Raw genomic sequence first — 21562 nt, 5'->3', positions numbered from 1 at the left:
ACTCAGGCTCCGGCCAGAACCCGCTCGGCGCGCTCGACCACGTTGGTGATCAGGAACGCGCGGGTCAGCGGTCCGACACCACCGGGATTGGGTGAGACGAATCCGGCGACCTCGTTCACGTCGGCTGCGACGTCGCCGCGCAGGCCGTCGTCGGTGCGGCTGACGCCGACGTCGAGGACCGCTGCTCCGGGCTTGACCATGTCCGCGGTGATGAGGCCGGGAACGCCGGCGGCAGCGACGATGATGTCGGCGCGGCGAACCTCGGCCGCGAGATCGCGGGTACCGGTGTGGCAGAGCGTGACCGTCGCGTTCTCGCTACGACGCGTCAGCAGCAATCCGATCGGACGACCGACCGTGACGCCGCGTCCGACAACCACCACGTGTGCACCGGCAATCGGGACCTCGTAGCGACGCAGAAGGTGGAGGATTCCACGTGGGGTGCACGGCAGCGGGGCTTCCTTGCCCAACACCAGTCGACCGAGGTTGACCGGATGCAAGCCGTCGGCATCCTTGTCGGGGTCGATACGCTCGAGGGCCGCGTTCTCGTCGAGGTGCTTGGGGAGCGGCAACTGCACGATGTAGCCTGTGCACTCGGGATTGGCATTGAGCTCGTCGATCGTCGCATTGAGCTGTTCCTGTGTGATGTCGGCAGGCAGGTCGCGTCGCAAGGAATTGATACCGACCTTGGCGCAGTCGTTGTGCTTGCCGCGCACGTAAGCCGCGGATCCGGGGTCGTCGCCCACCAGGATGGTGCCCAAGCCGGGTGTGATGCCCTCTGCCTTCAGAGCGCTCACCCGCACCTTCAGGTCTTCGAAGATTTCGTCGCGGGTAGCTTTGCCGTCGAGGATCGTTGCAGTCACGGCGACCATTGTTCCAGGTTAGGGTCGATGAGTGACAACGGCTCCGGAACTACGCGGCCCGAGGGTGCTCCTCTCCCCCGTCGCGCCCGACCATCACGCCCGTCTGCGGGCAATTCACCTGCACCCGGACGTCGTGCAGTGGTGGCAGAATCCCGACGACGACTGGCCTGCGTCGCCGGAGGCCGGCACCACGCGCTACAGCATCTTCTACGGCGACCACTTGATCGGGTTCATCCAGTGGTACGAAGCGGAAGACAACCCCGACTTCCGCCACGCCGGTCTCGACTTGTTCCTCGATCCCGACTTTCACAGCAAAGGGTTCGGTCGCGAATCGATACGGGTGCTGTGTGCCCATCTGATCGACGACCTCGCATTTCACCGTCTTGTCATCGACCCGGAAGTCGACAACTCCGCCGCCATCGCTTGCTACCGATCAGTGGGCTTCAAGGACGTCGGGGTGATGCGCGAGTATTCGCGAGATCGCCACGGTAAGTGGAAGGACGGACTGCTGATGGATCTGCTCGCACGGGAATTCATCCGCTGATCGACAGGCCCCGGCCCGAGAGGACAGACATCATGTTGCTGGACAAGGAATTCACGGCCACCTTGCAGAAGAGTGACGCCAAGGGTGGGTGGACCTACGTCATCTGGCCGGAGTCCGCCGAGTTCTTCGGCACCCGCGGCCTGGTCAAGGTTCGCGGGACGATCGACGGACATCCGTTCCAGAGTTCGTTCATGGCCTTGGGAGACGGCAACCACAAGCTGCCGGTCAAAGCCGATCTCCGCAAGGCCATCGGCAAGGACGCGGGCGAACTGGTGACCGTGCACCTCGAGGAGCGCGTGCAGAGCTAGGCGCCACTACTTCATGTCGACGACAAGACCGTGCGCCGACGCATAAGCCACAGCCTGCATCAACTCGATCTGCGCGTTGCCGACAGACGCGGACGTCCACAGACTCGGGTCGATCCGCGCACCGCGCAGGTCTGCACCTTCGAGTTTGAGTCCACCCGTGCGAGCACCGGACAGATCCGCCGACGCCAGAACCGCGCCCCGCATGTCGGCCCGAACCAAGTTCGCTTCACGGAAGCGGCACGAGGTGAAGTCGATCTTCCTCAAGTCCGCCCCGCCCAGTGAGGTCAACGAGAAGTCGACTTCGTCGAGCGTCAACGGCCGGATACGGCAACCGTCGAACGTCGAACCGAGCAGACTGCAGTTTCGGAACGTGCTGTGCCACAGGCTGGTCCGAGCAAAATTGCAGGAGCGAAATGCAGTTCCCGTGTGCACGGACTCCCCCAGATCGGTGCCGGTGAAATCACAGTCCGTGAACACCACCGACTCCGTCGTGAGTCCGGTGAGGTCGGCGTCTCGGAAATTGCAGTTGGTGAAAGTGCGCTGACGCCACTTCTGCCCGGCCAGCCGCGCGTCTGAATAGTCTTCGCCGACGACGTCGTCGGATTCTTCGGGGAGCATGACGTCCATACTGCCCCGCCGCACCGACACCGGTTCGACCGCCTAGGTCTCGCAGGCCACGCCGTCACCGTCACGATCAAGCTTGGACGAATAGCCGGGATCGCCGCGGTAGATCGGGGCCGCACCGGCCGCTCGCACCGCTGCGCAGTTGGCGTAATACACCCCTGCATCAGGCACCTTGGCCGGCGGAGGAACGTAGGCGGGTTCCGTTGTTTTCGGCGGGGTGTACGCCGGGGCGGGCGGAACGTACGGCGTAGTCGTGGTCTCCGGGACCTGCGGAACCAGCGGCACTATTGCGACGGTGGTTGTCGTCGGTGGCGGCACGATCGTTGTCGTCGTCGGCAAGAGGGACGAAGTCGTGGTCTTCGTCGTAGACGGGACAGTGGTTTTGGTCGTCGTCGCGGCAGCTGTCGTCGAAGAGGTCGCGGCGGGTGTCGTCGATTCTTCCGACTTGCCCGCTCCCGTTGCCGCGGCTATGGCAACGAGCCCCACGACTGCTGCGCCGGCGATCCACGGCCACTTACGCCGCGTCTTGCCTTCCTCGGCGTTTGTGTCCGGCACCGCCGATCCGGGTGCACCGAAGACCTGAGTGGGAGTGCCGAAAGCCTGAGTGGGTGCGTCGACGCCCTTGGGCCGTGTCTGCGCGGTCCACTGCTGACCGTCCCAGTAACGGTCGATCGTGGGGTCGAAGGGGTCGGGGTTCCAACCGGCGGGAGGGTTCATCAAAATGTCCGTTCTGCGAAGAGTGCCGGAAATAGATTCGCACGAACTGGCCGGTTTGTTACCAATTCGCCCACACTCCTCGCCTGCCCTTCTCACGAACGCGGGCACCGCTGAGCCGCCCGGTACAGTTCCTCGAGTGTTCCGAGTGATGTTCCACGAGCCCCGCATCCCACCCAACACCGGAAACGCGATCCGCATGGTCGCGGGCACCGGTTGCGAACTGCACCTGGTCGGCCCTCTCGGGTTCGACCTGTCGGAGCCGAAGCTCAAGCGCGCAGGCTTGGATTACCACGATCTGGCTACTGTCACGGTCCACGAGAACCTGGCCGCTGCCTGGGACGCCGTCACTCCCGCTCGCGTGTTCGCCTTCACCGCGCACGCGACCACGTCGTATGCCGACATCGCCTACCAACCCGGCGACGTCCTGCTGTTCGGGCCCGAACCCACCGGACTATCCGAAGAAGTACTGGCGGACGAACACGTCACCGAGCGCCTGCGTATCCCGATGCTTCCCGGACGCCGGTCCCTCAACCTCTCCAACGCTGCCGCCCTCGTGACGTACGAGGCCTGGCGCCAGCACGGGTTCAAGGGCGCAGTCTGACCGACGTCAGTAGACGTCCCGGACGTAGCGCTTCTCCGCCGAAAGCGCCTTCACGTACGCCTCGGCACTACGAGGGGCCAGTTTTCCGTGTTGAGCAACCACCCCGTTCAGGGCACTGTCGACGTCCTTGGCCATCCGGTTGGCATCGCCGCAGACGTAGAAGTGGGCGCCCTTCTGCAACCACTCCCACAGCAGCGCACCCCGCTCACGCATCCGGTCCTGCACGTAGACCTTGTCGGCTTGATCCCGGGAAAATGCGAGGTCGAGTTCGGTGAGGAATCCGTCTTTCCGCAATTCTTCGATTTCTTCGCGGTAGTAGAAGTCGGTAGCGGCGTGCTGTTCCCCGAAGAACAGCCAGTTCGGACCCGTGTGCCCCAATGCCCGCCGCTCATGCAGGAAGGCACGGAACGGCGCGATGCCGGTCCCCGGTCCGACCATGATCATCGGGGTCTCGGGATCGGAAGGTGGCCGGAAATGGGTCGACTTCTGCACGTAGATACCGATGTCGTCATCGTGGGCGTGGTCGGCGAGGTAAGTCGAGCACACCCCACGCCGTGGGACACCCGCAATGTTGTATCGCACCGCGGACACCGTCAACTGCACTTCGCGTGGGTTCTCCTTCGGACTGGAAGAGATCGAATACAGCCGCGGCTGAAGCGGTTTGAGTAGCGAGAGCCATTCGTCCGTCGAGGCACGAACGGGCGACTGCGCGAGAATGTCGACGGACTGTCGTCCCCACGACCAGTCTTTGAGCGTGGAGACGTTCTCCGGCTTCAACAACTCGGCCAGGTCCGAATCGCGGGTTCGTTGATGCACGAACCGAATCATGTCGCTCGAGATTCGAGTGATCTCCAAGCGCTCGGTGAGCGCGGTACGCAAAGTCATGGAACCGTGCTGCCGCAAGTCGACGGTCTCCTCACCGTCGAGGCCGGTAAGGGTGAGCCACTCGTCGACGAACGGGGAACTGTTCCGCGGCCAGACTCCGAGAGCGTCGCCGGCTTCGTAACTGACAGTGTCGTCCGGAAGGTGAAAGCCCAACTGCCGCACATCTTTGGAAGAGCCTGGCCGGTTGAGCACGATATTGCGCGTCAAGGCTGTGGCCAACGGCGCCTTCTTGTTGTATTGCAGCGGCGCCGACATCGCCGGTGAAATCGGCACGGCCGCAACGGTTGTCCCAGAATTGTTCTTTGCAACGAGGACGTCGGTCGTCGCGCCAGCCTCCGAGCGCTGAAGTTCAGCCGTGACCGCGTCCAGCCATCCAGCAGCGGTGTCCTCGAAATCGGGCTCACAGTCGGCGCGATCGACGATACGACTGGCGCCCAGTTCGGCAAGGCGGGCGTCGAGCTTTCGTCCGTGTCCACAGAAGTCGGCATAGTTCGAGTCACCGAAAGCGATGACTGCATAACGTGTCTCGGCCATGCGGGGCGCCCTGTCAGCAGACAATGCATCCCAGAAACCACTGCCGTTGTCCGGGGATTCGCCGTCACCGGAGGTACTGGTGATCAGCAGGACCTCTCTGGTAACTGCCAGGTCGGCGGCCGGGAACTCGTCCATCGCGTGCATCACCACGGGCAAGCCAACTTCCCCGAGACGAGCAGCGCAGGCTGCGGCAAACTCCTCCGCGTTTCCGGTCTGCGATGCCCAGAGCAACACGATCGGCGCGCGTTCCGGCGCAATGCCCGCACTCGATGACAACGCAGGCCCATCCGTGTCTGGGAGTAAGGTCCGCGAGTACAGGCCGGCCAATACGCCGTCGACCCACATCCTCTTTTCGGTCTCGAACGGCGCAGTCGACGGCAAGGTCGGCACACCGGCAGTACGATCACCGTCCGCACGCAACGCCGCGAGAAGGCCGGCCAGGTAGCTCTGTTGCAGCGCATCGAATACCACTGCAGGTGTTCCTGTTTGACCGATGACCCCGGCCAGGACATCGGTTCGCGACAAAACCTGATCATCCGGCACAGGAGCCTCCCGCGGCGACTCGGCGAGCACTGTCTCGGGTGTGTTCACGGCGACCTTCGTCATAGTGACGGCACAGGCTTTGAACTCCGGTTGTTGCGAGGCAGGGTCAATCGCGTCGTTGGTGACGGCGTTGATGGACAGGTACTCACCGAAGGCGTCGTTCCAGTGAAACGGTGCGAAGCAGTTTCCCGGACGCACTCGGTCGGTGACAACCGCCGGGAGCACAGCACGGCCGCGGCGTGAGGCAACCTCGATCGCATCCTTGTCGACGACGCCGAGCCTGGCGGCGTCGTCGGGATGGATCTCGACGAAAGGCCCCGGGTTGAGTTTGTTCAGCTTGGCCACCTTGCCGGTCTTGGTCATGGTGTGCCACTGGTGCGCGAGACGACCGGTGTTGAGCAGGAACGGGTAGTCGTCGTCGGGCATTTCGGCGGGAAGCATGTGCGGCCGTGCGAAGAACATCGCCCGGCCAGTGGCGGTAGGGAATGCGAGCCGCGGAGTGCTGCCGTCCTCGCGGATCAGGAGCCTTTGACTGACACCGTCATTGAGGTATCGGATGGGATGACGGTCCTGATCACTGTCGGGCGGGCATGGCCACTGAATTGACGTCTTGCGGAGGCGCTCGTAGCTGACGCCGCGCAAGTCGTAGCCGGTCTTCGGATTCCAGAACTGCTTGATCTCCTCGAACACCTCTTCGGCGCAGGTATAGGTGAACGCCTCCCCATACCCCATCTCGCAGGCGATGCGGGCGATGATCTGCCAATCAGGCAGCGCCTGCCCGACCGGATCCAGCGCCTGCTGAAAGAGCGTCAGGTTGCGTTCGGAATTGATCATCACTCCGTCCGACTCTGTCCACAGTGACGCGGGCAGCAGAACATCGGCGTATTCGTTGGTCTCGGTGCCCAGGAACGCATCCTGGGTGATGACGAGGTCAGCCTTCTCCAAGCCGTCGATGACGGTCTTGCGGTTGGCTACTGTTGCAACAGGATTGGTGCAGATGATCCAGCACGCCTTGATCTCCCCCGCCGCCATGCGGGAGAACAGGTCGATGGTCCCGCCGCCGATGTCGGTGCGCAGAGAACCCGCCGGGATCCCCCAACGCTCCTCGACGAATTCGCGATCGGCGTCGACCGTCACGGCACGCTGGCCGGGCAAACCTGGCCCCATGTAGCCCATTTCACGCCCGCCCATCGCGTTCGGCTGCCCGGTCAGCGAGAACGGACCGCTGCCGGGCTTGCAGATTGCTCCAGTCGCAAGGTGAAGGTTGCAGATGGCATTGGTGTTCCACGTGCCGTGGGTGCTCTGGTTCAACCCCATAGTCCAACAGCTCATCCAGTTGGCAGCCTCACCGATCCACTGCGCTGCAGTGCGGATGTCGGCTTCGGGGATACCCGTGATCTCACTGACCTTCTCCGGGGTGTACTCCGCGAGGAAACCGGGCATCACCTCCCAGCCTTCGGTGAAGTCGGCGATGAAGTCGGGATCGGTGTGGCCGTTCACGACGAGCAGGTGGAGTAGCCCGTTGAGTAGCGCAAGATCTGTGCCGGGAGCGATCTGCAGGAACAAGTTCGCCTTGTCCGCGGTGGCGCTGCGTCGAGGATCGACGACGATCAACTTCGCGCCTGCCTTGATCCGCTCCTGCAGCCGCAGAAAGAGGATCGGATGGCAGTCCGCCATGTTCGCGCCCGTCACGAAGAACACGTCGGCGTGTTCGAAGTCCTGATAGGAACCGGGCGGTCCGTCGGCCCCTAGAGACTGCTTGTAGCCGGTGCCTGCACTCGCCATGCACAACCGGGAATTCGATTCGATCTGATTGGTTCCGATAAAGCCCTTGGCCAGTTTGTTCGACAAGTACTGGGCTTCGAGAGACATCTGCCCGGACACGTACAACGCAAACGCGTCGGGGCCGTGCTCGTCGATGATCCCACGCAGGCGATGGGCGGTTTCGGTGATGACGGCGCCGATGTCCGCCGATTCGATCGCATCACCTCGGTGTGGACGGCGATATGCAGATTCCATACGCCCCGGACCTGCGAGCATGTCTGCTGTCGTGGTCCCTTTGGTGCACAGACGCCCGAAGTTGGTGGGATGTGTCTTCAGACCGGAAGACTTCGCAGCCTTCCGACGCCCCGTCTCCGGATCGGTGATGATGTCGAGGACGAGACCACAGCCGACCCCGCAGTACGCGCAGAGTGTGTCGACACTGGTGGTAGTGAGTTGAGCGCCCATCGATTCATGCATCCCTTCGACCGAGGATCAAGGTCGATTTCTATCTTCGGATGCAGTTGTTTCGGGAGTTCATGCCCGATGTTGCGTAACAATCACTCTTTCCTCACCGTCCCCTTCTGACCGATGTGCGGTCCCGGAACCAGCGGTCGTCGACGGGTGGCGACACGCGAATGCCCAGTTCTAGCCCCTGCCGCCGAATCGAGCGATGTAGTGCCAGACCTTCTTGACGCCCTGCGGATCGAAGGACGCACCCCGGGCGAACCCCAGGACGGCAGGCGTCAGTCGCCCGTCGATTGCGATCTCTCGCGCGAGGTCGACGACGGCCGCTCCCCGATATTCGGGATGTTCGGCGACCTCATCGACGTCGACCGCGTAACCGTCGTGCCACAGCACCGGGCATGGGAGCGAGTGGGCGATCTCTTCGATGCGTGAGCCCCGGTAGCTCGGGTCCAGGACGAGTGCCTCGACGTCGGTTCCGATGTCGACGGCGCCGTGGACGTGCGCCTCGATGTAGTGGTCGAGCGGATCGTCGAACTCGGCGGCTCTTGCGGCGTCGACCAGGCTCATCGCGTCCGCCGTTCCGAAGAGATCGGGTTCGAAGACACTGTCGGGAAAGCAGAAAGTGGTGCGGTCGAGTGTGTGCTCGGCAAGCCGGAAGTAGGACGAGCCGAACCGAGGAGATGCCCCGTACGGATCGGCGGAAAAGTTCAACGATCCGTACTTCGGCCGTTCCGACGGCTCTCTCTCGTCGTAAGCCCCGCCGAATATCCGACTCTCCCAACGCCAACGATCGCCGCCGTGATGCGCCGTCAGTCCGCCGTTGCTGGTTCGAGTCTCGAACTGGGTCACGTAGGTGCCTTGACGTGCGATCGAGGCCAGAGTCAGACCACGCTCAAATGGGAGGTCTGGATGAAAGTGCAACGTCACCCGGTGATTTCGATCCACCTGGTGACCGTTCGAGAGACTGCGCACGTGCGCAATCGCGGCAGACGAGGGATTGGAATCAACAGGCATTCGTCCATTATCCGGATACGGAAGCAGCGCCGGTGAAGAAGTCGACCAGTGAATACGGTGCGCCTTCACCGAGGCAGAGATCAAGGATCACGTGCGAGTCAGCGGCCTCGGATGCACTGCGCACGAACATCGCTTCCTCGTAGCCGCTCAGTGCCGCTTCGATGTCGTCCGGGTGCGCGGCGATCGCCCTTCCCAGTTCGGCGCCGTCGAACATGGCCAAGTTCGCACCCTCACCGGACGGAGCCATCAGATGTGCCGCGTCACCGAGGAGCGTGACCCCAGGCACGCGATCCCATCGGTGCTCGTCGGGAAGGGCATGGATCGCGCGCGGAATCGGAGCGGTTTCGCCGTCTGTGATCAGTGCAGTGAGTTCTGGTGCCCAACCGTCGAACTCGGCCGCGACCCGCGCTGTCGCAGCGGCAGCGTCGGTGAAATCGATACCGGCAAACCACTCCGCCGGACGATTCAGCTGAACGTAGGTGTGCACGATGTCCCCCGCCTCTCGATGCGCGGCGATCGCTTTTCCTGGTGCGGGCGCGTACATCGCGCCGCCACCGACGGCTTCGGCTGCAGCCGAATGCTTCTCGTCGACGTTGTAGAGGTAGGTCTCGACGAACGTGGTGCCGACGTATTCGGGCTTCGCATCGGAGAGCAGCGGCCGGATCTTCGACCAGGCACCGTCTGCACCGACGAGGAGATCGGTAGTCACTGTCGAACCGTCGACGAAGGTCAACTCGTGGAGGCCGTCAGCGCACTCGTCGGCTGTGTTCCGTGAGCCGAGCGAGCGGACACTGTCGACCTTGCGTCCCCATTCGATCGTGCCGTCCGGAAGGGATTCGAGCAGGATCCGTCGGAGGTCTCCGCGCAGCACTTCAGGACGGACTCCCGCGCCGTCATCGGGTTCGTCGAGGAGTACAGCGGCGTGTTGATCGAGTACGCGCGACGCGGCACCGCCCTCGTGGATGATCGCGCGGAACTCGTCGATGAGGCCGGCAGCATCGAGCGCCGCCTGACCGTTGTGTTCGTGGATGTCGAGTTGGCCGCCCTGCGTGCGAGCTTCTGCCGACGGTTCCGCCTCGTAGATCTTCGACGGAATTCCGTGAACGTGGAGGACGCGCGCGAGGGTCAGACCGCCGAGGCCCGCCCCGATGATCGTTATCGAGTTGCTCATGTTTGTTTCCTTTCAGGCTTCTATTGGAACGTCGTTCCAGTGACCATCTTGGAACGGCGTTCCAGATATGTCAAGATGGTGCGTATGGCGACCAGAAATCAGCGGGCCGAACGACGCACGGATGCGCTGTCGAAGGAGCGGATAGTCGAGACCGCGATCGAGATCCTGGATTCAGAAGGCGAAGGCGCACTGACGTTCCGTGCTCTCTCCGCACGCTTGGCAACAGGTAGCGGGGCAATCTACTGGCACGTTGCCAACAAGAGCGACCTTCTCGCTGCGGCAACCGACGACGTCATCGCCCGCGTGACAACCGAAGGAACCGAAAGCGCAACTCCACGCGAGGCGATCCGGATCATCACCCTCGGTGTGTTCGACGCGATCGACGCTCACCCGTGGGTCGGCACCCAACTCTCGCGCGAGCCGTGGCAATCAGCAGTGATGCAGATCTTCGAAAGTCTCGGCACACAGCTCCAGGCGCTGGGCGTTCCCGAATCGGCACAGTTCGACTGCGCGTCCGCACTCCTGAATTACGTACTCGGCCTCGCCGGCCAGTACGCCGCGGGCGCCCGCCTCCTCCCCCGCGAGACAGACCGATCCGCTTTCCTTTCGACCGTCGCCACACGATGGGAAGAACTCGACCCTGCGAAGTACCCGTTCCTCAATCAGGTGTCGACACAACTGCGCGACCACGACGACCGCGAGCAGTTTTTGGCAGGTATCAATCTCATCCTCGCGGGGATCGACACCGCCAGATAGCAGCCGCAGCCGTCAGCGCGAATGAACAGCAGTGTTGGAACCGAGCGCGATGTCGAGGAAATCCCTTGCTGCACCGCGTAATCCGCGATCTGGATCCCAGACGGCCTGGAGCCGCCTCGGCATCCGCAAGCCGTCGACGTTGACCGCGACCAGTCGCCCGTCCGTCAGATCTGCAGCCACGGCCAGCGACGAGAGAACGGCGGGCGCATTGCCGGCCACTACCGCAGCCTTGACTGCGGTGCACGAGGTGAGCTCGAGCAACGGCGGCACACAATCGGGAACGGCATTCTCGAGCGTCGACCGCGTACCGGACCCTGACTCGCGCTGAATGAGCGGTGTGCGTGCGAGGTCCGCAACCGGAACGGGCACACCATTGGCCCAGTCGTGTCCCGGCGGCACAACCACGACGAGGTGATCACGTGCCACCTCACACGACGCGAGCGCCGACGGCACATCCGGCCCTTCGACGAATCCGATGTCGGCCTGGCCTGCCTGCACTTGAGCAGAGACGTCCGAGGAATTGTGCAAGCTCACCGACGCCACGACATTGGGGAACTTGTGCCGCATCGCGACCGTCCATCCGGGCACCAGATACTCGGCGATGGTCATGCTGGCCGCGACGGTGACGGCAGCGTCGCGTTCACCGCGAAGTGCCGCAACTCCCGATGCCATTTCCTCGGCACTGACGAGGATGTGACTTGCCCACTCGAGAATCAGACCGCCCTCGGCAGTGGGACGAACACCGGTCGCCGCTCGATCGAAAACCTTGATGCCGAGCTGACGTTCGACCGAACGCACACGGGCGCTGACTGCCTGCTGACTGAGTCCGTGCTCCCGGCCGGCAGCACCCATGCTGCCCAGACGCCCTACGGAAAGCAGGACGTCGAGGGCACTGAGCTCCGGCACCCGAGGGGACAACGACATAGACCAAGATTAGACCCACAAGGCGAGTTTGTGGGCATTCAAGGACAACCGGTCTACCGGTACGAACCGGATGAGACGACAGTGAAATACATGACCACCACCACGAGTCCCACCTTCGCCCACATCACCCCGAACTGGTTCGCGGCAGCGATGGGAACGGGAATCGTCTCGGTGGCCGCCGCTTCGCTCGAACCGGAGATCGAGGGCTTGAAACTGGTCTCCGAGATCTTCTGGGTTCTGGCGGTTCTCGTACTGTGCGCCTTGATCGGAGCATTTGCCACCCATTGGTCACAACATCGATGTCAGGCCCTCGCCTACCTGCACAGCCCCGCGATGTTCCCCTTCTACGGCGCCGTCGCAATGGCACTTCTGACCGTGGGATCCGCAACCGGCATCACCGGCCCGGACTTCCTCGGCCACGACGTGGCGATCACCGTGTCGCTGACACTGTGGACACTCGGCACGGCACTCGGCCTGGTCACCTACGTCGTGATGATGATTCGACTCGTTCGAGATGCCGGGATGGCGACGGCAATGCCGTTCTGGCTCATGCCCGTCGTACCCCCGATGGTCTCGGCCACCACCGGCGCAGCCGTCAGCACCCACATGCCCGAAGGCGCTCCGCGCGTCGCGGTACTGGTCTTCTGCTACATCCTGTTCGCTCTGGCGCTTACCGCCGCCATCGGCATTCTGGTAGCCGTCGCCAGGCAGTTCGCACGCAACCACTCGGCGGGCGTCGACGTGATCCCGTTCAATGCCATTCCCTCACTGTGGATTCCGTTGGGCGTGATCGGACAGTCGATCGCAGCATCCAACCTGTTGGCCGCCGCCTCACGGCATGCACTCGGTACCGAGCACGCCGACACCCTGCACGAATTCGGAATCGCATACGGAACCGTCGTCGGAATCATCGGCGTGATCGCGTTTGTCACCGTCACCGTCGTCACCATCCACGCACTGCGCCGCGGCTTGGACTTCTCACTCGGCTGGTGGAGCTTCACTTTTCCCATCGGAGCATGTGCCGTCGGTGCGAATGCATTCGGAGTCGCCACCGGTTCGACGCTGATTCTGGGAATCGCACTTGCCCTGCTGACCGTGCTGATCCCCATCTGGGCAACCGTCGCGGTACGGACCGTCCGCTCGATCCGCAGTGGCGCACTTCCCGCAGCCGCCTGAAATCGCACCGATGAGTTTCGCCTCGCCGTACGGTCTGTACTCACGTAGACCATTGTCGAGAGCGGGAGTACACGGTGAGTCAGTTGTTACGAGTGCAGAATTTCAACGTTTCCAGCGACGGAATAGCATGCGGTCCGGACCAGAGTTTCGAGAGCCCGTTCGGCCTCGACCACGGTGAAATGTTTGCGTGGGCGGGAGCTACGGCCAGCTGGCCCAACCGCACCGATCCCGGCGGCAGCCGCGGCCTCGACGACTATTTCACCCGAGACTTCTCCAACAACATCGGTGCCGAAATCATGGGCCGCAACAAATTCGCTCCCTACCGCGGCCCTTGGGAGAATCTCGAGTGGCAGGGCTGGTGGGGCGACGAGCCACCGTTCCACACCCCGGTATTCGTCTTGACCCACCACGTGCGGCCGTCGTTCACACTCTCGGACACGACATTCCACTTCGTCGACGCCGACCCGGCGACGGCCCTCGAGCAGGCACGTGAGGCGGCGCAGGGCAAGGACGTTCGACTTGGCGGCGGAGTCAGCACTATCCGTGAATTCCTCGACGCCGATCTGGTCGACACGATGCACGTCGCTGTCTCCCCGATCGAATTCGGATCCGGTCTACGCCTGTGGGAGACACCCGACGAATTACGTGATCGCTTCAACCTCGAAATCGTGCCGAGCCCGAGCGGCGTGACGCATCACCTGTTCTGGCGAAAGTGACCTGTTGGGGCAGCGCCGAATGCGGGGCTGCCCCAACAGCTACGCCCTATTCCCCGGTCTCGACCTGACGACCCGACTGGTACCACGCCATCGTTCCACCGGCCACCGAAACGGCATTGATGCCGCGGGCCTGGAGATATTCAGCGGCTTGCAAGCTCCGTCCCCCGACGGCGCAGATGATGTACACCGTTTCTGCGTCCGGGATCTCGCCGACGCGAGCGACGAACTCGCTGAGCGGAATGAGCGACGCACCCGGAACGCGCACCTGAGCGAACTCGTCGGCCTCACGGACGTCGATCAACGGCTCACCCGCCGCCAGCGCCGCGTCCAGTGCATTCAAGTCGACTTCCAACATTTTTCTGCGTCCTGCCTTCGTGTTCGCTGCTGTCCGAATAGACGGTACCGCGTGTTTTCCTGCGGCTCCCTTTACGATCTGACAATGACCAATACCGTTCCCGAAAAGTCGGGTTTTTGGAGTCGCCCGTCCTTGTGGAAGTTGCTCTCGGTGATCGTCGCCTATTTGGCCTTCTACCTCGCCGTCGGGCAGGTTACCTCGCGGGTTTTTGCCGACCAGATCGACACGGACAACGTTGTCGCGAGCGCTTCCAGCATCATCTTCGGCGTCGCATTGCCTATCGCGATCGGCGCAATCGCACTGCTGATCTTCGCGACCAAGCTGGGCTGGCTGCGCGACATCTTCGGACCACAACCCATACGCGGGCGCGGGTGGATGTGGATCGGCCCGATTATCGTGGTCGCCGCCATCGCTGCACACCTGGTCGGAACGGATTGGAGCGAGTGGTCGACCGGGGAGATCGTTTCCCTGATCGCTCTCGGTGTGTGCGTGGGGCTCGCGGAAGAACTGCTCACCCGAGGTATCGCCGTGAAGATGCTCCGCGACGCCGGCCACCGCGAACGGTTCGTCGCGGTCGTATCGTCCTTGTTGTTCGCGCTCATGCACACCGTGAACTTCATTGCGGGGATGGAACTGGCAACCGTTCTCGGCACAGTCGTCTATACGTTCGGATTCGGCATGTGCATGTACCTGACCATGCGAGTGACGGGGACTATCTGGGCCGCAATCGTGTTGCACGGCCTCACCGACCCCACCACCATTCTCTCGACCGGCGGGTTGGACACGTCCGTGACTACAGAGGTGATTGGCGCCGCCGCGATCGCGTCCCTCCTGACGGTCCTGTTGATCGCTTTCGGTGTAGTCGCCATATTCCTCATTCGAGGCCGAGTCGGCGAAGACCAGCCCACACACGTCACGGCCTGACGGCTCGAGACGTTCGGACATACTTGTACCCATGCCTTCTCGAACCACATACTCGATCGCCGTCGTGACTGCGTCGTGCGTATTGGCGCTCTCCGGTGCCGTCACTCCGGCCAGTGCGGGGGTTCCGGCCGCTCCCGAAGCCGCGACTACCGAATCCATCGCATCGGAGTCGATCAGCGATCTGTACGCAGCCCAGGGTGCGCACGAGGTGGCTGCCGATTCCGTTCCCGGGTACCAACTGTTTTACCCAGCCGACTTGTCCGCTGACGGCAATCGGCTTCCCGTCGTCACCTTCGGCAACGGCAGTTACGCGACTTACGAGGAGTACGAAGCCCTCCTACGTCACCTCGCGTCGTGGGGTTTCGTCGTCGTGGTAGCCGACAGCAGCGTCACCGGAGACGGTACCGAGATCTTGGCTGCCGCCCAGTACATCGTGGATCAGGACACCAACGCGGAAAGCATCTTTCACCAGCGGATCGACACCGACAACATAGCCTCGGTGGGGCACTCGCAGGGTGCAGGCGGTGCGATCAACGCGGCAACTCGGTCGGCGAATCTGATCACCGCCACGGCGGTGCTCGATTTGCCGGACCCGTGGTGGGCCTCGCGACCCGTCGACGTGATCGACGTGGCGAAGTTGACCGGGCCGACGTTCTTCATGACCGGCGCCGACGACCCTGTCTCCACCGCCGATCCGCAAGCGGAGTACTTCGACGAAACCGCGGGGCCGGCCGTCCGCGGCAGACTGCTTGGCGTCGGCCACAATTGGGCCGTCGACGGCGAAGGATTCCGGGGTTACCTGACAGCGTGGCTGAGGTTCACCCTCAGCGGCGACCAGACTGCCGCACGTGCGTTTGTCGGCGACTCGGCGGAAATCCTCACCGATCCCCATTGGGACCGGCAAGCAGTCAAGGGTTTGTGATGACGATCTTGCCGTAGGCCCGCCCGGATTTCTGCTGCTCGAAAGCGTCAGCGAGGCGGTCGAGGCTGTAGGAAGAATCTATGACGGGACGAAGCGCGAGGCTTTCCAGACCTGCAACCATTTGCTCCTGATGTGTACGACTGCCCACCAGAACACCTTCGATAGTGACCTGTTTGGTCAGGAGCGAAGTCAGGTCGATCGACGACGAGGGGCCGTTCATGATCCCCAGCGCACAGATCCGCCCGCCGGGTCGCACTGCCACGAGAGATTGACCGAGGGTGGACGGCCCGCCGACGTCGAGGACAAGATCGATTCCGCCGCTGAGCCGCATCGCCTCCGCTCCCCAGTCCGGGCGCTCGCGGTAGTTGACCACGTGATCGGCACCGAGCTCGGTCAATCGAGCCATCTTGTCGGCGGCCGACGAGGTTGCGATCACCTGAGCTCCAACAGCTTTGGCCAGCTGCACGGCAAACAGCGCTACCGTGCTGGTCCCAGGGATCAACACCGTCGAACCTGGGATGATCGGAACGCCGGCAAACAGTGCGCGCCACGCTGACAATCCCGCGGTGGGCAAGGTAGCGGCTTCCTCGTAGGTGTAGTTTCGCGGCATCACTGTCACAGCAGATACCGGCACGGTGACGGTGTCGCGGGCGAACCCGTCGGCACCGTCACCCGGTGAATTTCCGAATCCGTCGAAATCCGGTGCGCCGCTCCGCCAATGCGGCAGATAGGTGCTCATCACGCGATCTCCGACGCTGAACTGCGTTACGCCGTCTCCGACCGCAACGACCTCCCCGGCAGCATCGGACAACAGGATCCGCGGACCGTCGGTGGCTATCTCGCCGGTCGCCACGAGGTAGTCGTGGTGGTTGAGCGAATTCGCGTGGATCGCGATCGTCACTTCGCCCGCGTCCGGCCCTGGCGTCTCGATGGTCCTCGATTCGAGGTTGTTCAATCCTCCGGGCGGAAGTACGTACACGGCGCGGTTGGTCATGGTGTGGATCCTCGCACGAATGATGATTTCGGGTGATGTTCGGAGAGGTGCTGCGGCTCAGAGAAGAGAAGCGGTGAACCCTCCGTCGAGAACCAGACTGCTGCCGTTGCACCACGACGACTGGTCACTGGCAAAGAACACGGCCGCGGCGGCAACTTCCTCGGTCCGGCCGTAGCGCGTCTGCTTCGTGACCATCAAATCGTCGAAGCCGCCGGATTCGAGGCCGAGGGCGTTCTCGAAATCCTGCTGGTGACTCTTGACCAGGTCGGTATCGATGAATCCGGGCAGCAAAGCGTTCGCGCGGATTCCGTGAAAGCGAAGTTCGGCCGAGAGGGTTTCGGTGAGATTGCGAACCGCGGCCTTGGCGGCGGCGTAGCTGCCGATCAACGGCGACCCTGTTGTCGACGAGATCGACGAGATGTTCACGATCGAACCGCCACCGGATGCGACGAGCGCGGGTAACGAATGACGGACGGTCAAGAACACTCCGTCGAGATTGACGGACATGACTTTTCGCCAGTCCTCGAACGTGGTCTCGATCAGTGGAGTTGTGGTGGCGATGCCGGCGTTGGGTACTACGACGTTCAGTCCGCCGAACTCGTCGACCGCTCTGGCGACGAGATCCTTGACCTGCTGTTCGTCGGTAACGTCGGAGGTGACAGCGATCGCCCCGTCGATCGAGTCCGCCACTGCCTGTGCTGCGTCACCGTTGATGTCGGAGACTACGACGCGGGCACCTTCCGCCCCGAATGCCCGGGCGATTGCCGCACCGATGCCTGCGCCTGCGCCGGTGACTATCGCAACTTTGTTCGCGAGAAGATCGGACATGTCAGCGTTCCCCTTCAGCTCTCGGCCGGTACGTAGAAGAGCAATTCGGGACCGGTCTCACCGGTGGTCGCGATGGCCTCGGACATGTCGAGAGTTCCGTCGCCCAAAGCACTTCCCAATGCCTGGGCGGTGCCCGCGAGATCTTCCGTGTCGAGTTGATAGATGCTCAGGTAGCGACGCGCGGGCAATGCCGCCTCGGGCAGCAACTGCACATCCGCGAGAGAGAATCGAGAGGCGGAGACAACCCCGGGCACTCGCTCGACGACCTGCGGAATATGTACGTCGTCGTACCAGCGGTTGAATGCTTCCTCCGAAGACGGATCCGCGGGATGTACGTGTGCGACGAGAATCGCTGTGCTCATGAAGTTCCTCTTCGACTCGAAGTGCTTTGGATTCAGCATGTTTGGAAGGCGACGATATTCACCAGCGAGGCCACAGGCCGTAGCCGTGCCAGGTGATTCGATCGCCGCTCAAGCGACAACCCTAGGGAGCGATTGTGACCCGCGCCATATGCTCGGAGGTCAGAGTTGAGCTCCGCCTTTGTCCTCTCGGCACAAAACTGTGCCCTCGACACAAAACGGTGGGGCAGAATCGGACATCAGCGAAAGTCTCGCGACTTGGCTGTGACTCGCAGATCCATCAGCTGCATCCGGTCTGCCACGACGGTGACAGCGCCTTCTGCATTTTGCACCTTCCCTCGGATAAGCAACGCCGGCGCCGTATTTGCCAGTTTCCGGTACTTTGCCCACAACCCCACCGAACATACGACGTTGACCATGCCGGTTTCGTCTTCGAGATTGATGAACGTGACGCCCGCAGCTGTTGCCGGACGCTGCCGGTGTGTGACTGCTCCCCCCACCAGCACACGGTCACCGTCCGAGATGTCGAGAAGTCTCGACGCCGGCACCACGCCAAGCGCGTCGAGCTGTGGGCGGAGAAACTGTGTCGGGTAGGTGTCGGGAGATACTCCGGTCGCCCAGACATCCGCTGCCGCCAATTCGACGTCGCTCATGCCGGGAAGGGTGGGAGCTGTGACCGACGCACCGATACCGGGCAAGCGGTCCGGACGCTCCCCTGCCGCAGCGCCCGCAGCCCACAGCGCTTCTCTACGCGAGATGCCGAAGCTGGCAAGCGCGCCGGCAGTCGCCAACGATTCAGCTTGCGCGGTAGTCAGTTCCACCCGACCGGTCAGATCGAGAAACGACGTGAACGGTCCACCGAGGTCGCGCTGTTCGACAATTTTCTCGGCGAGCGCATCGCCGATGTTGCGCACTTCCCCCAGTCCCAGCCGAACCTCGAATCCACCTGCCTCGACGGTGGCATGCGCGAGGCTGACATTGATGTCTGCACCGTGTACCTGCACTCCGTGCCGGCGCGCATCGGCGACCAGGGACTGTGGTGAGTAGAAACCCATCGGCTGCGCTCGCAGAAGCCCGGCACAGAACGCGGCGGGGTGATGAAGCTTGAACCACGAGGAGTAGAAGACCAGTGCGGCAAAACTCTGTGAATGACTTTCCGGAAACCCGAAATTAGCGAATGCGTACAGCTTTTCGTAGATTCGGTCGGCAACCTCGTCGCCGATGCCATGTAGGTCTCGCATGCCCTGGTACAGCCTCGCTCGCAGTTGCTCCATCTTCTCGGTGGAACGTTTCGATCCCATTGCCCGACGCAATTGATCGGCCTCGGACGGCGTGAAACCCGCAACGTCGACGGCCATCTGCATCAACTGTTCCTGAAACAACGGAACCCCCAATGTGCGTTCGAGTGCCTTCTCGAGCGACGGATGGTCATAGGACACAGGTTCGAGTTTGTTGCGCCGGCGGATGTACGGATGGACTGATCCGCCTTGAATCGGCCCGGGACGGATGAGCGCGACTTCGACCACCAGGTCGTAGAAATTTCGAGGCTTCAGACGCGGCAGTGTCGCCATCTGCGCACGTGATTCCACTTGGAACACCCCTACCGAATCTGCCCGCTGCAACATCTCGTACACCGCCGTTTCCGACAGATCGAGTTGCGCCAGATCGACTGTGATGCCTTTGTGTTCGGCCACCAGATCTATCATGTAATGCAATGCAGAGAGCATGCCGAGGCCGAGCAGGTCGAACTTGACCAGCCCAGCGGCGGCACAGTCGTCCTTGCCCCACTGCAGGACACTACGATTGGCCATTCGCGCCCACTCCACCGGACAGACGTCGGCGATAGGACGATCGCAGATGACCATGCCGCCCGAGTGGATACCGAGGTGCCGCGGATAGCCTTCGATCTGCGCCGCCAGTTCGAGTACCGGACGCGGAATATCTGTATCCGCATTCTTGCCGATACCTCCCCACCGGCCGACCTGCTTACTCCACGCATCTTGCTGTCCCTGCGAAAAGCCCAGTGCCCGAGCCATGTCCCGCACCGACGACTTTCCTCGATAGGTGATGACATTGGCGACCTGCGCGGCATACGTACGCCCGTACTTCGCGTACACGTGCTGGATCGCCTCTTCCCTACGGTCGGACTCGATGTCCACGTCGATGTCGGGCGGGCCGTCACGTTCGGGCGCAAGAAACCTCTCGAACAACAATTTGTTGCGAACCGGATCGACATTGGTGATGCCGATCGCGTAACACACCGCCGAGTTTGCAGCGGAACCTCTTCCCTGACAGAGGATGTCGTTGTTCTTGCAGAACGACACGATGTCATGCACCACCAGGAAGTATCCGGGAAAGTTCAATCCCTCGATGATGGCAAGTTCATGTTCGAGCTGTTTGTATGCCTTCGGTGCACCTTCCGGCGGTCCGTAGCGTTCCAGCGCCCCCACCATGGTGAGCTCACGCAACCACGACGCCTCGGTATGCCCGGCTGGCACGTCGAACGGTGGCAATTTGGGCGCGATGAGCTTGAGATCGAAAGCGCACTCACGACCAAGATCGGCGGCACCACTGACAGCCTCCGGATAGAGCGAGAACAGTGCCGCCATCTCCGCGCCGGACCGCAGGTGCGCTCCGCCGGTAGGGGCCAACCATCCTGCTGCCTCGTCCAAGCTTTGACGCGACCGCACAGCCGCCATTGCCATGGCGAGGCGTCGACGCGGAGGAGCGGCGAAGTGCGCGGCGGTGGTCGCCACCGTACGTAGTCCATGCTCTCTCGCCAATTCGGCCAGAACGGCATTGCGCTCGTCGTCCTCCGCCAACCCATGATGGGTGAGTTCCACCGACACTCGCTCCGCCCCGAACCGCTCGACCAGATCCCCCAAGGCATCCGCCGCTGCTTCGCGACCACCCGACGTCAAGGCTTGTCGCACATGACCTTTCCGGCACCCGGTCAGGATCTGCCAGTGGCCACCGGCCGCTTCGGTCAGCACGTCGTAGTCGTACTGCAGTTTGCCCTTCTCGCCGCCCGCCAGATGCGCGGCAGCGATCTCCCGCGAAAGCCGGCGATACCCTTCCTGCCCACGGGCAAGCACCAGGAGGTGTGTTCCACCGGGATCTGCCGTGCCGGTTCTGGGTACCGAGTCCAGAGAAAGCTCAGCTCCGAAGACTGTGCGCATTCCCCATTCACGTGCTGCTTCCGCAAACCTCACCACGCCGTAGAAGCCGTCGTGATCGGTGACGGCGATAGCTTCGAGCCCGAGACGCACGGCTTCCTCGACCAGCTCTTCCGGCGACGATGCGCCGTCGAGGAAACTGAAGGCCGAGTGAGCGTGCAGTTCTGCGTAAGGAACTACACCGGCACCACGGGTGAGCTCGCCCGCGTGGTACTCGCCGCGCTTTCTTGACCAGGCGGGGCTGTCACTTCCATCGCCCGGAAACAAATCCTCATGTTCCACACGGCCGGGTCGTCCGGAAAGCACCCGTTCCATCTCGGACCACGTCGGCGGCCCATTTCCCCAACCCACACTGACCTCGCACCTGATCGAGTCGGCCGTCAGGGACGACCGACTGCTCGA

20 protein-coding genes are annotated in these 21562 nt (G+C 62.8%); 8 read left to right on the top strand and 12 right to left on the bottom strand.

Going from position 1 to position 21562, the window contains the following annotated elements:
• Window positions 1-2: 2 nt before the first annotated feature.
• Complete coding sequence (locus tag G8767_RS18195; RefSeq protein WP_185564411.1) at window positions 3-860, bottom strand: bifunctional methylenetetrahydrofolate dehydrogenase/methenyltetrahydrofolate cyclohydrolase; 858 nt, start codon at window positions 858-860, stop codon at window positions 3-5.
• 31 nt (window positions 861-891) lie between these two features.
• Between G8767_RS18195 and G8767_RS18190 the strand changes: the two genes are divergently transcribed.
• Together G8767_RS18190 and G8767_RS18185 are read left to right on the top strand one after the other, a co-directional pair.
• Window positions 892-1404, top strand: a complete 513-nt coding sequence (locus tag G8767_RS18190; RefSeq protein WP_346843007.1) for a GNAT family protein — start codon at window positions 892-894, stop codon at window positions 1402-1404.
• A gap of 32 nt (window positions 1405-1436) precedes the next feature.
• The gene (locus G8767_RS18185; protein WP_166810980.1) at window positions 1437-1712 is read left to right on the top strand and encodes a DUF1905 domain-containing protein; all 276 of its coding nucleotides are present in this window, start codon (window positions 1437-1439) and stop codon (window positions 1710-1712) included.
• Between the two features lie 6 nt (window positions 1713-1718).
• Here the strand turns inward: G8767_RS18185 and G8767_RS18180 are convergent, their stop codons facing one another.
• On the bottom strand, window positions 1719-2339 hold the full coding sequence (locus G8767_RS18180; protein WP_095968982.1) for a pentapeptide repeat-containing protein: 621 nt from the start codon (window positions 2337-2339) through the stop codon (window positions 1719-1721).
• 33 nt (window positions 2340-2372) lie between these two features.
• Window positions 2373-3053, bottom strand: a complete 681-nt coding sequence (locus G8767_RS18175; RefSeq protein ID WP_166810978.1) for an excalibur calcium-binding domain-containing protein — start codon at window positions 3051-3053, stop codon at window positions 2373-2375.
• A gap of 136 nt (window positions 3054-3189) precedes the next feature.
• On the opposite strand from G8767_RS18175, the gene G8767_RS18170 reads away from it, so the two are divergent.
• A complete protein-coding gene (locus G8767_RS18170; RefSeq protein WP_095968980.1) occupies window positions 3190-3654 on the top strand; it encodes a tRNA (cytidine(34)-2'-O)-methyltransferase in 465 nt (154 codons plus the stop codon).
• A gap of 6 nt (window positions 3655-3660) precedes the next feature.
• Here G8767_RS18170 and G8767_RS18165 read toward each other — a convergent pair whose 3' ends face one another.
• From G8767_RS18165 to G8767_RS18155, 3 genes are all read right to left on the bottom strand, one after another.
• Complete coding sequence (locus G8767_RS18165; protein WP_095969266.1) at window positions 3661-7845, bottom strand: bifunctional nitrate reductase/sulfite reductase flavoprotein subunit alpha; 4185 nt, start codon at window positions 7843-7845, stop codon at window positions 3661-3663.
• A gap of 180 nt (window positions 7846-8025) precedes the next feature.
• Window positions 8026-8859 carry a DUF3626 domain-containing protein gene (locus G8767_RS18160; RefSeq protein WP_166810976.1) on the bottom strand — a complete coding sequence of 278 codons (834 nt, stop codon included), beginning with the start codon at window positions 8857-8859 and terminating at the stop codon, window positions 8026-8028.
• A 7-nt stretch (window positions 8860-8866) separates the two neighbouring features.
• Window positions 8867-10030 carry an NAD(P)/FAD-dependent oxidoreductase gene (locus tag G8767_RS18155; protein WP_095968978.1) on the bottom strand — a complete coding sequence of 388 codons (1164 nt, stop codon included), beginning with the start codon at window positions 10028-10030 and terminating at the stop codon, window positions 8867-8869.
• A gap of 75 nt (window positions 10031-10105) precedes the next feature.
• Here G8767_RS18155 and G8767_RS18150 point away from each other — a divergent pair, with 75 nt between their 5' ends.
• Window positions 10106-10786: a TetR/AcrR family transcriptional regulator C-terminal domain-containing protein gene (locus tag G8767_RS18150; RefSeq protein WP_095969265.1), complete on the top strand. Its 681-nt coding sequence runs from the start codon at window positions 10106-10108 to the stop codon at window positions 10784-10786.
• Window positions 10787-10798: 12 nt separating this feature from the next.
• Here G8767_RS18150 and G8767_RS18145 read toward each other — a convergent pair whose 3' ends face one another.
• Window positions 10799-11710 (bottom strand): LysR family transcriptional regulator, encoded by a 912-nt coding sequence (locus G8767_RS18145; protein WP_095968977.1) that lies wholly within the window; start codon window positions 11708-11710, stop codon window positions 10799-10801.
• A 90-nt stretch (window positions 11711-11800) separates the two neighbouring features.
• On the opposite strand from G8767_RS18145, the gene G8767_RS18140 reads away from it, so the two are divergent.
• Both G8767_RS18140 and G8767_RS18135 read left to right on the top strand, forming a co-directional pair.
• Window positions 11801-12886 carry a TDT family transporter gene (locus G8767_RS18140; RefSeq protein WP_206029478.1) on the top strand — a complete coding sequence of 362 codons (1086 nt, stop codon included), beginning with the start codon at window positions 11801-11803 and terminating at the stop codon, window positions 12884-12886.
• A 74-nt stretch (window positions 12887-12960) separates the two neighbouring features.
• Window positions 12961-13602 carry a dihydrofolate reductase family protein gene (locus G8767_RS18135; protein WP_166810974.1) on the top strand — a complete coding sequence of 214 codons (642 nt, stop codon included), beginning with the start codon at window positions 12961-12963 and terminating at the stop codon, window positions 13600-13602.
• A 46-nt stretch (window positions 13603-13648) separates the two neighbouring features.
• Here the strand turns inward: G8767_RS18135 and G8767_RS18130 are convergent, their stop codons facing one another.
• A complete protein-coding gene (locus G8767_RS18130; protein ID WP_095968974.1) occupies window positions 13649-13957 on the bottom strand; it encodes a rhodanese-like domain-containing protein in 309 nt (102 codons plus the stop codon).
• A gap of 84 nt (window positions 13958-14041) precedes the next feature.
• On the opposite strand from G8767_RS18130, the gene G8767_RS18125 reads away from it, so the two are divergent.
• Together G8767_RS18125 and G8767_RS18120 are read left to right on the top strand one after the other, a co-directional pair.
• A complete protein-coding gene (locus G8767_RS18125; RefSeq protein ID WP_166810972.1) occupies window positions 14042-14881 on the top strand; it encodes a CPBP family intramembrane glutamic endopeptidase in 840 nt (279 codons plus the stop codon).
• A gap of 31 nt (window positions 14882-14912) precedes the next feature.
• Entirely contained in the window at window positions 14913-15803 is an 891-nt protein-coding gene (locus G8767_RS18120) for an alpha/beta hydrolase (RefSeq protein WP_166810970.1), read from the top strand.
• On the opposite strand, the gene G8767_RS18115 is transcribed toward G8767_RS18120, so the two are convergent.
• The 4 genes from G8767_RS18115 to G8767_RS18100 form a co-directional block, all read right to left on the bottom strand.
• On the bottom strand, window positions 15790-16797 hold the full coding sequence (locus G8767_RS18115; protein ID WP_166810968.1) for an NAD(P)-dependent alcohol dehydrogenase: 1008 nt from the start codon (window positions 16795-16797) through the stop codon (window positions 15790-15792). The two genes, G8767_RS18120 and G8767_RS18115, sit on opposite strands and share 14 nt — an antisense overlap.
• Before the next feature lie 57 nt (window positions 16798-16854).
• Window positions 16855-17625, bottom strand: a complete 771-nt coding sequence (locus G8767_RS18110; protein ID WP_166810966.1) for a glucose 1-dehydrogenase — start codon at window positions 17623-17625, stop codon at window positions 16855-16857.
• 14 nt (window positions 17626-17639) lie between these two features.
• On the bottom strand, window positions 17640-17987 hold the full coding sequence (locus tag G8767_RS18105) for a hypothetical protein (protein WP_095969264.1): 348 nt from the start codon (window positions 17985-17987) through the stop codon (window positions 17640-17642).
• 236 nt (window positions 17988-18223) lie between these two features.
• Entirely contained in the window at window positions 18224-21511 is a 3288-nt protein-coding gene (locus G8767_RS18100) for an error-prone DNA polymerase (RefSeq protein ID WP_166810964.1), read from the bottom strand.
• Between the last annotated feature and the right edge of the window lie 51 nt (window positions 21512-21562).

Source organism: Rhodococcus sp. IC4_135 (assembly GCF_011602025.1).
GTDB lineage: Bacteria > Actinomycetota > Actinomycetes > Mycobacteriales > Mycobacteriaceae > Rhodococcus_F > Rhodococcus_F baikonurensis.
The sequence above is the reverse complement of the archived record's forward strand: the minus strand, read 5'-3'. Positions and strand labels throughout refer to the sequence as shown.

Bases quoted from the DNA above. Each gene is read 5' to 3' on its own strand.
- G8767_RS18185 (WP_166810980.1), top strand. From the start codon at position 1,437: ATGTTGCTGGACAAGGAATTCACGGCCACCTTGCAGAAGAGTGACGCC.
- G8767_RS18180 (WP_095968982.1), bottom strand. From the start codon at position 2,339: ATGGACGTCATGCTCCCCGAAGAATCCGACGACGTCGTCGGCGAAGAC.
- G8767_RS18175 (WP_166810978.1), bottom strand. From the start codon at position 3,053: ATGAACCCTCCCGCCGGTTGGAACCCCGACCCCTTCGACCCCACGATC.
- G8767_RS18165 (WP_095969266.1), bottom strand. From the start codon at position 7,845: ATGGGCGCTCAACTCACTACCACCAGTGTCGACACACTCTGCGCGTAC.
- G8767_RS18160 (WP_166810976.1), bottom strand. From the start codon at position 8,859: ATGCCTGTTGATTCCAATCCCTCGTCTGCCGCGATTGCGCACGTGCGC.
- G8767_RS18155 (WP_095968978.1), bottom strand. From the start codon at position 10,030: ATGAGCAACTCGATAACGATCATCGGGGCGGGCCTCGGCGGTCTGACC.
- G8767_RS18150 (WP_095969265.1), top strand. From the start codon at position 10,106: ATGGTGCGTATGGCGACCAGAAATCAGCGGGCCGAACGACGCACGGAT.
- G8767_RS18145 (WP_095968977.1), bottom strand. From the start codon at position 11,710: ATGTCGTTGTCCCCTCGGGTGCCGGAGCTCAGTGCCCTCGACGTCCTG.
- G8767_RS18140 (WP_206029478.1), top strand. From the start codon at position 11,801: ATGACCACCACCACGAGTCCCACCTTCGCCCACATCACCCCGAACTGG.
- G8767_RS18130 (WP_095968974.1), bottom strand. From the start codon at position 13,957: ATGTTGGAAGTCGACTTGAATGCACTGGACGCGGCGCTGGCGGCGGGT.
- G8767_RS18125 (WP_166810972.1), top strand. From the start codon at position 14,042: ATGACCAATACCGTTCCCGAAAAGTCGGGTTTTTGGAGTCGCCCGTCC.
- G8767_RS18120 (WP_166810970.1), top strand. From the start codon at position 14,913: ATGCCTTCTCGAACCACATACTCGATCGCCGTCGTGACTGCGTCGTGC.
- G8767_RS18115 (WP_166810968.1), bottom strand. From the start codon at position 16,797: ATGACCAACCGCGCCGTGTACGTACTTCCGCCCGGAGGATTGAACAAC.
- G8767_RS18110 (WP_166810966.1), bottom strand. From the start codon at position 17,625: ATGTCCGATCTTCTCGCGAACAAAGTTGCGATAGTCACCGGCGCAGGC.
- G8767_RS18105 (WP_095969264.1), bottom strand. From the start codon at position 17,987: ATGAGCACAGCGATTCTCGTCGCACACGTACATCCCGCGGATCCGTCT.